11 protein-coding genes are annotated in these 13,285 nt (G+C 43.0%); 6 read left to right on the top strand and 5 right to left on the bottom strand.

Annotation, left to right across the window (positions count from 1 at the left end; genetic code table 11):
• The first annotated feature begins 1 nt into the window (after position 1).
• The 5 genes from lpxB (at position 2) to tilS (ending at position 7,954) form a co-directional block, all read left to right on the top strand.
• The gene (lpxB, locus tag AACQ38_RS02685; RefSeq protein WP_165577354.1) at positions 2-1,186 is read left to right on the top strand and encodes a lipid-A-disaccharide synthase; all 1,185 of its coding nucleotides are present in this window, start codon (positions 2-4) and stop codon (positions 1,184-1,186) included.
• Positions 1,186-1,776 (top strand): ribonuclease HII, encoded by a 591-nt coding sequence (gene rnhB, locus AACQ38_RS02680; protein WP_011145062.1) that lies wholly within the window; start codon positions 1,186-1,188, stop codon positions 1,774-1,776. The genes lpxB and rnhB overlap by 1 nt, the downstream gene beginning before the upstream one ends.
• A gap of 53 nt (positions 1,777-1,829) precedes the next feature.
• Positions 1,830-5,312 carry a DNA polymerase III subunit alpha gene (gene dnaE, locus AACQ38_RS02675; RefSeq protein ID WP_165577353.1) on the top strand — a complete coding sequence of 1,161 codons (3,483 nt, stop codon included), beginning with the start codon at positions 1,830-1,832 and terminating at the stop codon, positions 5,310-5,312.
• A 13-nt stretch (positions 5,313-5,325) separates the two neighbouring features.
• Positions 5,326-6,285 carry an acetyl-CoA carboxylase carboxyl transferase subunit alpha gene (accA, locus tag AACQ38_RS02670; protein ID WP_011145064.1) on the top strand — a complete coding sequence of 320 codons (960 nt, stop codon included), beginning with the start codon at positions 5,326-5,328 and terminating at the stop codon, positions 6,283-6,285.
• Between the two features lie 340 nt (positions 6,286-6,625).
• Positions 6,626-7,954, top strand: coding sequence for a tRNA lysidine(34) synthetase TilS (gene tilS / locus AACQ38_RS02665; protein ID WP_165577352.1), 1,329 nt, complete (start codon positions 6,626-6,628; stop codon positions 7,952-7,954).
• A gap of 32 nt (positions 7,955-7,986) precedes the next feature.
• Here tilS and rof read toward each other — a convergent pair whose 3' ends face one another.
• On the bottom strand, positions 7,987-8,253 hold the full coding sequence (gene rof, locus AACQ38_RS02660; protein ID WP_011145066.1) for a Rho-binding antiterminator: 267 nt from the start codon (positions 8,251-8,253) through the stop codon (positions 7,987-7,989).
• 334 nt (positions 8,254-8,587) lie between these two features.
• Between rof and nlpE the strand changes: the two genes are divergently transcribed.
• Positions 8,588-9,253: an envelope stress response activation lipoprotein NlpE gene (nlpE, locus tag AACQ38_RS02655; protein ID WP_165577351.1), complete on the top strand. Its 666-nt coding sequence runs from the start codon at positions 8,588-8,590 to the stop codon at positions 9,251-9,253.
• A 107-nt stretch (positions 9,254-9,360) separates the two neighbouring features.
• Here nlpE and proS read toward each other — a convergent pair whose 3' ends face one another.
• The 4 genes from proS to AACQ38_RS02635 all read right to left on the bottom strand — a co-directional run bounded on the left by proS (position 9,361) and on the right by AACQ38_RS02635 (position 13,265).
• Positions 9,361-11,079 (bottom strand): proline--tRNA ligase, encoded by a 1,719-nt coding sequence (gene proS / locus AACQ38_RS02650; protein ID WP_165577350.1) that lies wholly within the window; start codon positions 11,077-11,079, stop codon positions 9,361-9,363.
• Positions 11,080-11,204: 125 nt separating this feature from the next.
• The gene (tsaA, locus tag AACQ38_RS02645; protein WP_165577349.1) at positions 11,205-11,912 is read right to left on the bottom strand and encodes a tRNA (N6-threonylcarbamoyladenosine(37)-N6)-methyltransferase TrmO; all 708 of its coding nucleotides are present in this window, start codon (positions 11,910-11,912) and stop codon (positions 11,205-11,207) included.
• Entirely contained in the window at positions 11,909-12,307 is a 399-nt protein-coding gene (rcsF, locus tag AACQ38_RS02640; RefSeq protein ID WP_011145070.1) for an Rcs stress response system protein RcsF, read from the bottom strand. Before rcsF ends, tsaA begins: the two co-directional genes overlap by 4 nt.
• 142 nt (positions 12,308-12,449) lie before the next feature.
• Positions 12,450-13,265 (bottom strand): MetQ/NlpA family lipoprotein, encoded by an 816-nt coding sequence (locus AACQ38_RS02635; RefSeq protein ID WP_011145071.1) that lies wholly within the window; start codon positions 13,263-13,265, stop codon positions 12,450-12,452.
• Positions 13,266-13,285: the final 20 nt, after the last annotated feature.

The following is a 13,285-nucleotide window of genomic DNA, read 5'->3' as shown; positions in this document are numbered from 1 at the left end:
GATGAAGGATACTCCTTTGGCTACCATTTCTTCTATTGATAGTCTGCGTCCGTTGACTATTGGATTAATCGCCGGAGAAACTTCCGGTGATATCCTTGGAGCAGGTTTAATTCGTGCATTAAAAGCTAAAGTACCTAATGCCCGTTTTGTTGGTGTAGCAGGCCCTCTTATGCAGACTGAAGGTTGTGAAGCTTGGTATGAGATGGAAGAGCTAGCAGTAATGGGGATTGTCGAAGTTCTCGGACGTTTGCCTCGTTTGTTGAAAATACGTAAGGATCTGACAACCCGTTTCACGGAACTAAAGCCTGATGTGTTTGTGGGCATCGATGCGCCGGATTTCAATATTACATTAGAAGGTCGGTTAAAACAGCAAGGCATCCGCACCATTCATTATGTTAGTCCGTCGGTATGGGCTTGGCGTCAGAAACGCGTTTTCAAAATTGGTAAAGCCACAGATATGGTTCTGGCTTTCTTACCTTTTGAAAAAGCGTTTTACGATAAATTTAATGTTCCGTGCCGGTTTATTGGACATACCATGGCGGATGCTATGCCATTGCAACCCAATAAAGCGACGGCACGTGAGCTATTAGGTATTCTGCCAGAGTCTGTTTGCTTGGCTTTATTGCCGGGGAGTCGCCATTCTGAGGTTGAGATGCTGAGTGCGGATTTTCTTAAAACTGCTCAGTTATTGAAGCGAAACATACCTGATCTGCATGTATTTGTGCCGTTGGTGAATGCTAAACGGCGTGAACAATTTGAGCGCATTAAGCAAGAAGTTGCGCCAGAGCTGAATGTTCATCTTGTCGATGGCAAAGCGAGAGAAATTATGATCGCAAGTGATGCCGCACTTTTGGCCTCTGGTACTGCTGCTCTGGAATGTATGCTGGCAAAATGTCCAATGGTAGTTGGTTATCGGATGAAGCCATTGACTTTTTGGCTGGCAAAACGCCTGGTAAAAACACCTTATGTTTCATTGCCTAACTTATTATCCGGTGAAGAGTTAGTTAAAGAATTATTGCAGGAAAAATGTCAGCCGCAAAAACTTGCAGATGAGTTGTTGCCGTTACTACAAGGCAGTGAAAAAGTTGGAGCATTGAAACAGACATTTTTACATTTGCATAAAAGCATTCGTTGTAATGCTGACGAACAGGCAGCACAAGCCGTGTTGGAATTGGCAGGGAAATAATGGAATTTATATATCCTCAGGCAAGTCTGATTGCTGGAGTTGATGAAGTTGGTCGAGGTCCGTTAGTGGGTGCAGTTGTGACTGCGGCTGTTATTTTAGATCCATTGCAGCCGATAGTTGGTTTGGCTGATTCTAAAAAACTTAGTGAAAAACGCCGCGAGGCACTGTATCTGGAAATTACAGAAAAAGCATTGTGCTGGAGTTTGGGGCGTGCAGAACCGGCAGAAATTGACCAATTGAATATCCTGCATGCAACTATGCTTGCGATGCAAAGGGCTGTGGCTAATTTGCCTATTTCTCCTGAATATGTGCTGATTGATGGTAACCGTTGCCCTAAATTACCTATGCCGGCACAAGCGGTGATAAAAGGCGATGGACTGGTTGCTGAAATCAGTGCCGCTTCTATTGTGGCGAAAGTTACCAGAGATCGGGAAATGGCTGAACTTGATCAGCTGTTTCCTGAATATGGATTTGCTAAGCATAAAGGCTACCCGACGGCATTTCATTTAGAAAAGTTGGTTCAGTTGGGAGCGACAGAACATCATCGTAAAAGTTTTGCGCCGGTTAAGAGAGCAATTGGCCTTAAATAAACTTGTTAACTGAATACAGCTATTCTTCAAATTAATATCATCTGGATAAATATATGGCCGAACCCCGTTTTGTGCACTTACGTGTTCACAGCGACTATTCAATGATTGATGGCTTAGCCAAAACCAGCCCTTTAGTGAAAAAGGTTGCGCAATTAGGTATGCCGGCTTTTGCGATCACTGATTTTACTAATTTGTGTGGGCTGGTGAGATTTTACGGCAGTGCTCATGGAGCAGGAATAAAACCGATTATTGGTGCTGATTTTTATGTAGAAAATGAACTGCTTGGTGATGAGCACGCTAGCCTGACCATTCTTGCGCGCAATAATACGGGTTACCATAACCTGACATTGCTGATATCAGAGGCTTATCAGAAGGGATATGGTGCGATTGGTCCGACAATTAAACAGGAATGGCTGATAAACTATAAAGAAGGGCTAATTCTGCTCTCCGGTGGTCGTATGGGGGATGTGGGTAAGTTCTTGTTGCGTGGTAATCAGGCTATGGTGGACCAATGCCTTGAGTTTTATCAGGAACATTTTCCCGGCTGTTATTATTTGGAGCTGATCCGTACTGGCCGTGCAGATGAAGAAAGTTATCTTCATGCGGCGGTGGCATTGGCAACGGAAAAAAGCCTGCCTGTTGTTGCAACTAATGACGTTTGTTTCATTGATGGCGAAGATTTCGATGCTCATGAGATTCGCGTAGCGATTCATGATGGCTATACCTTGGCTGATCCTAAACGTCCGAAAAATTACAGCCCTCAGCAATATCTGCGTAGTGAGCAGGAAATGTGTGAGCTATTCGCTGATATTCCTGAAGCGCTGGAAAACAGTGTAGAAATTGCTAAGCGCTGTAATGTCACTATTCGCCTTGGTGAATATTTCCTGCCGCAATTCCCTACGGGAGAAATGAGTACCGAAGATTATCTGATAAATAGATCTCAACAAGGGTTGGAAGAACGTTTAGCATTTCTCTACCCGGATCCTAAAGTACGCGCAGAAAAACGTCCTGAATATGATGAGAGACTCGATATTGAACTTCGGGTTATCAACCAAATGGGATTCCCGGGCTACTTCCTGATCGTGATGGAATTCATTCAGTGGTCGAAAGACAACGGTGTTCCTGTTGGTCCGGGACGTGGTTCGGGAGCAGGTTCTCTGGTGGCTTATGCCCTAAAAATAACCGATCTCGATCCTTTGGAATTTGATCTGCTCTTTGAACGATTCCTTAACCCTGAACGTGTTTCCATGCCCGATTTTGACGTCGATTTTTGTATGGAAAAACGCGATCTAGTGATTGATCATGTGGCTGATATGTATGGTCGTAATGCCGTATCTCAGATCATTACATTCGGTACAATGGCAGCGAAAGCAGTAATTCGGGATGTTGGCCGCGTGCTAGGGCATCCATACGGATTTGTTGATAGGATTTCCAAATTGATACCGCTTGATCCCGGTATGACGTTGGAGAAAGCATTTGCCGCTGAGCCACAACTTCCTGAAATCTATGAAGCGGATGAGGAAGTTAAAGCACTGATAGATATGGCGCGTAAATTGGAAGGTGTCACTCGTAATGCAGGGAAACATGCGGGTGGGGTGGTTATCGCCCCAACTAAGATCACCGATTTTTCGCCTCTCTATTGTGACCCGGAAGGTTTGAACCCGGTTACTCAGTTTGATAAAAATGATGTGGAATATGCAGGGTTGGTGAAATTTGACTTCCTCGGGCTGAGAACACTGACCATTATCAACTGGGCATTGGAGATGATCAACGCGCGTAGAACGAAGAAAGGTCTAGAGCCGATTGATATTGCAGCGATTCCGCTGAACGATGCTAAAAGCTTTGATATGTTGCAACGCGCTGAAACAACAGCAGTATTTCAGCTGGAATCCCGTGGTATGAAGGATCTGATTAAACGTCTGCGTCCCGATTGCTTCGAAGATATGATCGCGCTTGTCGCTTTATTCCGTCCAGGTCCCTTGCAGTCAGGCATGGTGGATAACTTCATTGACCGCAAACATGGCCGGGAAGAGCTCTCATACCCAGATATACAGTGGCAGCACGAATCTCTACAGCCTGTGTTGGAGCCAACTTACGGCATCATCCTTTATCAAGAACAAGTGATGCAGATTGCTCAGGTGCTGGCGGGATATACTCTCGGTGGTGCAGATATGCTCCGACGGGCGATGGGTAAGAAAAAGCCGGAGGAGATGGCTAAGCAGCGTTCTGTTTTTGAAGACGGTGCAAAGAAACTGGGTATTAATGGCGAACTGGCAATGAAAATCTTTGACCTGGTAGAGAAGTTTGCCGGTTATGGATTTAATAAATCTCATTCTGCTGCGTATGCCTTGGTTTCTTATCAGACTTTATGGTTGAAAGCGCATTACCCGGCTGAATTCATGGCTGCGGTAATGACTGCGGATATGGATAATACAGAAAAAGTCGTTGGGTTGATTGATGAATGCTGGCGCATGGGGCTGAAAATCTTACCACCTGATATTAATAGTGGTTTGTATCATTTCCACGTTAATGATGATGGGGAGATCGTATATGGAATCGGCGCAATTAAAGGGGTAGGTGAAGGGCCGATTGAAGCGATCATCGAAGCTCGTCAGAAAGATGGTTATTTTAGAGAACTGTTTGATTTATGTGCCCGTGTTGACACCAAGAAGTTAAATCGCCGAGTGATGGAAAAACTGATCATGTCAGGGGCATTTGACCGTTTAGGGCCGCACCGTGCAGCACTGATGTCTTCGTTGGAAGATGCGCTAAAAGCGGCAGATCAACATGCTAAAGCAGAAGCTACTGGTCAGACTGATATGTTTGGTGTATTAGCTGAAGCGCCAGAAGAAGTGGAACGCTCTTATGCCAATATTTCTCAATGGCCGGAACAGATTGTTCTTGATGGTGAACGGGAAACGCTAGGTCTCTATTTAACTGGGCATCCTATCACCCGTTATTTAAAAGAAATTGAGCGTTATACTAGTGGATTGCGGTTAAAAGATGTGAATCCAACCCCACGCGGTCAAGTAACAACTGTGATAGGTTTGGTGCTGGCATCCAAAGTGATTATAACCAAACGAGGTAACCGGATTGGTATTTGTACTTTAGATGATCGTTCAGGACGTCTAGAAGTTATGTTATTTTCCGATGCTTTGGAGAAATATCGGCATTTGCTAGAACAAGACCGGATATTAATCGCTACAGGTCAGGTCAGCTTTGATGATTTCAATGGCGGTCTTAAAATGACAGCCCGTGAATTAATGGATATTAGTGAAGCGCGTGAAAAATATGCGCGTGGGCTTGCTATCTCGCTGTCAGACAGGCAAATTGATGATCAATTGTTGAGCCGTCTTCGTAGTGCATTGGAACCACATCGTTCGGGAACGATACCGGTTCATCTTTATTACCAGAGGGAAGACGCCCGCGCCCGTTTAAGATTTGGCGCGACGTGGAGGGTAACGCCAACGGATAACCTTCTGACAGATTTGCGAACTCTGCTGGGTAATGAGCAGGTAGAATTAGAATTTGACTAAAATTAGGAATGTTATGAGTCTGAATTTTCTTGAATTTGAACAGCCGATTGCCGAGCTGGAAGCGAAAATTGATTCGCTAACCGCAGTTAGCCGTCAAGGTGAAAAATTAGATATAAATCTGGATGAAGAAGTACAACGTTTGCGGGAAAAAAGTCTGGAATTGACTCGCAAAATCTTTTCAGATTTAGGTGCCTGGCAAATTGCTCAGCTTGCTCGTCACCCACGTCGTCCTTATACGTTGGACTATATTCAGCATATTTTTACTGATTTTGAAGAGCTTGCTGGTGATCGTGCTTATGCTGATGACAAAGCAATTGTGGGTGGTCTGGCTCGTATTGATGGACGTCCAGTGATGGTGATTGGTCACCAAAAAGGCCGTGAAACCAAAGAAAAAATTCGCCGTAATTTCGGTATGCCAGCGCCAGAAGGTTATCGTAAAGCTTTGCGCCTGATGGAAATGGCAGAGCGTTTTAAACTGCCAATTATTACTTTCATTGATACTCCTGGTGCATATCCTGGGGTTGGTGCAGAAGAACGTGGTCAATCTGAGGCGATAGCTCGCAACTTGCGTGAAATGTCCCGCCTGTCTGTGCCTGTTATTTGTACTGTGATTGGTGAAGGTGGCTCTGGTGGTGCATTGGCGATTGGTGTTGGTGATAAAGTGAATATGCTGCAATATAGTACTTATTCTGTTATCTCCCCAGAAGGTTGTGCCTCAATTTTGTGGAAAAGCGCGGAAAAAGCACCTTTGGCGGCAGAAGCTATGGGGATCACTGCTCCTCGTTTGAAAGAGTTGGAGTTGGTCGATACTGTGATTTCAGAGCCATTAGGTGGTGCTCATCGTGACTATGAAGCAATATCCACGTCGTTGAAAGCTCAGTTGTTGATTGACCTGGCAGAGCTTGATCATTTGACATCTGAAGAATTAGTCAACCGCCGATATCAGCGCTTGATGCAATATGGTTATTGCTGATATTTGAATTAATTGTTTGGATAAGGGATGGTAACTGACTGGAAATGATAAATTTCAGCCACTTCCATCCTTTACTGTTTCTGCTTCTTTTTATCATTTCATATTGTTAATGAAAGTAGTGAAGAACATTATCTGACTGACAGAGGTTTTAAACTTACTAAAGTAGATATACCCTCTGGATTTCAAGATGCATCGTGGCGGCAAGGGAGCGAATCCCCGGGAGCATAGATAACTATGTGACCGGGGTGAGCGAGAGCAGCCAACAAAGAAGCAACTTGAAAGATAACGGGTATAATAATGAATTCATATTATTGCAAGCTAAGGAACTCTTGAATCTATAATGGCAAACATTGATGAGAGACTATTTGTCACCTTGGCTAAACAGCTTGGTGAATATAAGAAAATCTTGGTTGGATTCAGTGGTGGGCTAGATTCCTCTGTTTTGCTTCATTTGTTGGTTAATTGGCGTAATCAACATAATCAGAAAATTCAACTAAGGGCAATACATATTCACCACGGTTTAAACCTAAAAGCAGATCAGTGGATTGAACATTGTCAGCTGATCTGTGATGACTGGCAAGTGGAGTTTCATTCTGCAAGAGTAACGATAGATGCTCGTCAAAAGGGGATTGAGGCTGCTGCTCGTGATGCTCGATATCAGGTATTCAAGAGCGAATTACAAAAAGATGAAGTTTTGGTAACAGCTCAACATCTTGATGATCAGGCGGAGACTTTTTTACTGGCATTAAAGCGAGGTAGTGGTCCGGCAGGTCTTGCTTCTATGCCTTCAATCGCTGTATTTGCTGATACATTATTGTTACGTCCGTTACTTGACTATAGCCGGAATGAATTGGAAAAGTATGCCAGTAAACATCGTCTGAATTGGATTGAAGACGATAGTAATCAAGATGATCGTTATGACAGAAATTTTCTGCGCTTACATATCATGCCGTTACTAAATCAACGTTGGTCGCATTTCCCTAAAGCTGCTGCTCGTAGTGCAAGTTTATGTGGTGAACAAGAGCAGCTTCTAGATGAGTTACTGAATGAGTCTTTGAAAGAGTTAATAACCCAAGATGGTGCTTTGGGTATTTTGTCTTTGGCTGTATGTTCAGAAGCTAAACGAAATGCTTTGTTACGCCGTTGGTTTGGTTACCATGAGATGAAAATGCCTTCACGAGAGCAGATTAACCGGCTTTGGTATGAGGTGGCTCTGGCTCGTACTGATGCGGAGCCTCGGCTACAATTTGGTAAATATGATGTACGCCGTTATAAGCAAAAACTCTGGTTGGTTCCTCAATGGCAATCTTTGAGAGAGACTATTCTTGAGTGGGATATTTGCAATACTTTGGTATTACCGGATCGCTTAGGAGAATTGAATATTGCTGACCGCGGTATTCAAGTAAGGGCCCCGGCTGATAATGAACGAGTGACTATTCGCTTTGGTGTCCAGGGAATGATAAGTATTGTGGGGCGTCAACACTCCCGGCATAGTAAAAAATTGTGGCAAGAGCTTGGGGTTGCTCCATGGCTTAGAGAGCGAATTCCATTGCTTTATTACAACGAACAATTGATAGCGGCGTTAGGTGTTTTTGTCACCAAGGAAAGTGAAGCGGCAGAAGGAAGGAAGATGTTAACAATGAACTGGCATAAAACGCTGTTAAAATAAAAAGTTAAGCCGCCAAAGGCGGCTGTTTTCTATCAAGATTCAGAGGGTTCAATAATAATAGTGCCAATCTTAGGGTGACTGAAACTAGCAATATGATCTAACCGCAATTCACAAGGTTTACCTTCTGTTTCAATGATCAAGTATTCAACTTTTTTTCTTAAAACCAAATCACAGGCTTTTCCTTCAATAACTTCCCCACCCCGCAACTTTATGTGGAGGTGGAGCTGATGTTGGCAAGTTGACTCAAGATTGTCGTAGTCGTCACAGTTAATTGGTTGATATTCAGTATTTATAGACATATTCGCTCACCACTATGGTTAGTGGCGGTTATTGCCGCCCGTGGTTGTTAAAAATTGTAACTCAAAAGCACTATTAATGACTATAGCACAGGAAATCAATCGTGATTAATGAATAACTTTGGTTATTCATTCTGAACAGTAAGTAAATAAAAGTCTTATTTCACAGCAAGTTCCTGACAGAAGTATTAAAATCGGCCCACGTTATTTTGCTATTATTGAGTAACATCCTTAAGAAGGACAGTATTTACGCTATTAAGCTTGAATAATCGCTATGTTCCTTGTGTTACTTATAAGATGAGAATTATAAAGCTCATTATACTGTGTGGAGATAAATGTGAATAAAAAACTTTTGACAGCGTTAGTTGCTGTGGGCGTATCTACTTTGATGGGATGTAAAGGTAACTCAGCACAGCAAATGAGTTCACAGCCAGTAGATCAGACTTTTCATGGTGCTCTTCCTTGTGCTGATTGTTCTGGTATTGATACCACACTGTTATTGGATAATGACGGTACTTATATTCTGGAACAAACTTATATTGGCGCTCGTGATGGTGACCAGTCGTTCTTTGAATCCGGTCTATGGGCGAAAGATGGAGAGAAAATTCGCCTGACAAAATCAGACGACCAGAAATCTTATTATCTGTCGAAAGGTGAAAACCTGGTAATGCTGGATATTGAAGGCAATAAAATTGAATCATCATTCAATTATGAACTGCAACGGGTAAAACCGAAGAAATTGGCGGGTGAATACAGTTATATGGCTGATGCTGCTTTGTTTACAGATTGTAGTACGGGTAAGCGGTATGCTGTAACGGAAAGTCTGGATTTGGAGCAAGGCTATCACCAAGTCGGTGTGGAAGGTGGAGCGCCGGTTTATGTTGAAGTTGAAGGCTATTACAGCGTCCGCCCTTCAATGGAAGATGGGCAATTTGATCCTGCCTTGATTCAGACAGGTAAAATCCATTTCGATAAATCGAAATCTTGTAATATGAAGAAATAATTCTAGCTTCAGTATGAATGGTGATAATGGGCTAAGCAGCGTAAAATGCTCTGTTGCGATATGACCATTATCACCAAGTTATTCAATAAGTTACTGAATAATCCTAATTAACAACCAAGTTGTTGCTTCAGGTAATCAACAACATTGTCTAGTTTCAGCATCTGTTTTTCATCATCGCGACGATGTTTATATTCTACTTCGCCATTATCAAGATTACGGTCACCAATAACGACAGTGTGTGGTACACCGATAAGCTCCATATCGGCAAACATCACGCCTGGGCGTTCCTTGCGATCATCAAAAATAACATCAATACCGCTAGCGTGTAGATCGGCATACAGTTTCTCTGCAACTTCTTTAACACGGTATGACTTGTGCATATTCATTGGCAAAATAGCAACTTGGAATGGTGCAATTGCATCAGGCCAGATGATACCGCGGTCATCGTGATTTTGTTCAATCGCTGCGGCGACAATACGAGTGACGCCAATACCATAACAGCCCATAGTGACTATCTGATTGTGGCCGTCTTCGCCTTGAACCGTCGCTTTCATGGCATTAGAATATTTGGTGCCAAGCTGGAAGATATGACCCACTTCAATACCACGTTTGATGAGCAATGTACCTTTACCATCCGGGCTGGCATCACCTTCAACAACATTACGGATATCAGCAACCTCTGGTACTGGTAGATCACGCTCCCAGTTAATACCGAAATAGTGTTTGTCATTGATATTGGCACCTGCGCCAAAGTCACTCATCACTGCCACACTGCGGTCAATAATAGCAGGTATTGGCAGATTGACAGGTCCCAATGAACCCGGGCCTGCACCAACAATTGAGCGAATCTCTTCTTCGGTAGCGAAAGTCAGTGGGCTGGCAACTAAAGATAATTTCTCTGCCTTGATTTCATTAAGTTCATGGTCGCCGCGAACCAGTAAGGCGATCAATTTATGACTTGTTCCTTCTGCTGCGTGAACCATCAGGGTTTTAACTGTTTTCTCAATTGGTAGATTGAATTGCTCAACCAGTTCAGCAATTGTTTTTGCGTTTGGGGTATCTACCAGATGCATCTCTTCTGTTGGTACTGCGCGATCATGAGCGGGGGCAACAGCTTCGGCTAATTCAATATTGGCTGCGTAGTTGGATTCAGTGGAGAAGACGATATCATCTTCTCCACTGGCTGCCAGAACCTGAAATTCATGAGAAGCACTACCACCGATGGAACCGGTATCAGCCAGAACAGCACGAAAATCCAAACCTATACGGGTAAAAATTTTGCTGTAGGCTTCGTACATGTTGTCGTAAGTTTCTTGTAATGATGTCTGGGTAGCATGGAAAGAGTAAGCATCTTTCATTAGGAATTCACGGGAGCGCATCACGCCAAAACGAGGGCGAACTTCATCGCGAAATTTAGTCTGGATCTGGAATAGAGTCAGTGGTAACTGCTTATATGAGCTGACTTCATTGCGGATCAGATCAGTGATGACCTCTTCATGAGTTGGGCCTAGTACAAAAGGACGATCACCTCGGTCAACAAAACGCAGTAACTCTGGACCATATTGTTCCCAGCGGCCACTTTCTTGCCATAGATCTGCCGGTTGTACGACGGGCATAGATATTTCAATCGCTCCGGTATTGTTCATCTCTTCTCGAACAATTTTTTCGACTTTTTTGAGTACACGGATACCTGTAGGCATCCAATTGTACAGACCTGAAGCGAGCTTACGGATCATGCCCGCACGCAGCATCAGCTTATGGCTGACAACCTCCGCATCGGCAGGAGTCTCTTTTAATGTAGAGAGCAGATATTGGCTAGTACGCATTGTTAGGTTCCATTAGAGCAGCAAATTGCTTCTGACTGGCAGAAATTTGCCAGCCAATAAAAAAACGAAAATAAGTCTTTAGTCTACCAGTGAGTTTAAGATGCCAAAAGGGTATATGCTGATTTTTAATGGGGATCTATGGAGACTACTTCGGTCAATGTGCCACAGATTTTCCAGCGCACATTAAAATCCAGTAAATGAGCAGCATATTCCCGATTTTCCTGTTCTCTTCTCCGGTAAGCTGGACGAGGATCTTGGGCTAAAACTTGACTGATAAAACGGCGTAAATTCGGATAAATATTTTGAATTGAGATTAGCTGTTGCTCAGCGGCAGGCGAAAATACCACTTCCATATCGGTAGAAGGAGCTTGCTGCGCAAAACCCGCCATTGCATGTGGCTGACATTCAGCGAAAGGCAGATAAGGCTTAATATCGATAACCGGCGTACCATCAACTAAATCCAGGCTACCCAGTTCCAGAATAACTCGACCTTTCCTGTATTCGATTCCTTTAAGTTCAATCAGAGACATGCCAATTGGATTAGGCCGAAAAGTCGAACGGGTTGCGAATACGCCCATTTTTGCATTGCCACCTAAACGAGGAGGACGCACCATTGGCTTCCAGCCGCCTTCTATTGTTTGATGGAAGATGAAAATAACCCACAGATGACTAAATTGTTCCAGACCACGAACTGCATCCGGTTGATTATAGGGAGGAAGAAGTACCAGTTTCCCACCACCATCTTCAATAAGACCGGGTTGGCGGGGAACGGCAAATTTTTCTTTATAAGGGGAGTGGATAACCCCTATCTGCGTGAAATGGAAATCGGTCATTGGGTGATAAGCAAGGCTGAACCTTCACATATTGCTATCTGGTAGCATCCTTGGCCTGATAATATTTCGCATTGATGCAATAAAACAGCGTTAGCATTCAAATAAGCTGCTTTGGTCATCATCTGGTTGCGAGCCACGATGATATTCGCGGGTGGATCCTGTAAGGAACTACGACACGATTGACCAGAAACAATCCCTAAATCTTTAAATGAGACACCTAATAATTCTTCACTTTTGGTATATAACTTTACGGATGAAGAGAAATGTTTTTTTTCTCCGGTTGATAGTTTTGTGTACTTCATATCTGATAACTGGGAAGCGTCAGGAAATGTTGCTTGTTGTACTGAACATCCTGTTATGGACAGTGCTAATAAAGAGGCAAGTAGCCTACGCATGATAGATCCTCGAATTTTTACTGTTAGAGTTAAGCGAGTCGATCAGGTTAACAAAAAATACCGAAAACATGATGCCATAATAAATCAGGCGGACAATCTGTCCGCCTGATTATTCTAATATCGATGAACGTAATATGAAAGATTACCAACCTTTCACTGCACCACCATTAAAGATCTTATTGGCAGCTTCATCAACTTCGTCTGATTGATATGCCTTAACGAATTTCTTAACGTTTTCAGCATCTTTATTATCTTCTCGACTAACCAGTAGGTTTACATATGGAGAATTTTTATCTTCAACAAATAAACCATCTTTTGCTGGAGTCAGACCAATCTGGCTTGCATAGGTTGTATTAATGATGGCGAGAGCAATTTTTTGATCATCCAGTGAACGTGGCAATTGTGGTGCTTCCAATTCGACTAGTTTTAAATTCTTAGGATTTTCAACAACGTCTAGAACCGTTGGTAATAAGCCTATGCCATCTTTCAATTTAATTAAACCTTGTTTCTGTAACAGTAATAAAGAACGGCCTAAGTTCGTTGGATCGTTTGGTAACGCAATTTGGGAACCATCCTGCAATTCATCCAAGGACTTAATTTTTTTGGAATAACCCGCAATTGGATAAACAAAAGAGTTGCCAACGGTGACCATCTTATAACCACGATCTTTGATTTGCTGATCCATATAGGGTTTGTGCTGGTATGCATTCAGATCAATATCGCCTTTGCTCAGAGCTTCGTTTGGCAATACAAAATCATTAAAGGTTACCAGTTCTACATCAAGACCATATTTATCTTTAGCGACTTTTTTTGCAATTTCAGCCACTTCCTGCTCTGCACCAACGATAACGCCTACTTTAATATGGTTTGGATCTTGTTTTTCCTGCCCGCAGCCAGATAGAATTAATGAACCTAAAAGAGCGCTGATAGTTGCGATGGTTTTTAATTTAACAGACATACTTTACCCCTATAGAATAC

Origin of the sequence: Photorhabdus sp. RW14-46, assembly GCF_963887965.1 — a bacterium.
In the GTDB taxonomy this organism is placed as follows: Bacteria; Pseudomonadota; Gammaproteobacteria; order Enterobacterales; family Enterobacteriaceae; genus Photorhabdus; species Photorhabdus laumondii.
Note: the sequence above shows the minus strand (reverse complement) of the source record. Positions and strands in the feature narration are given on the sequence as shown.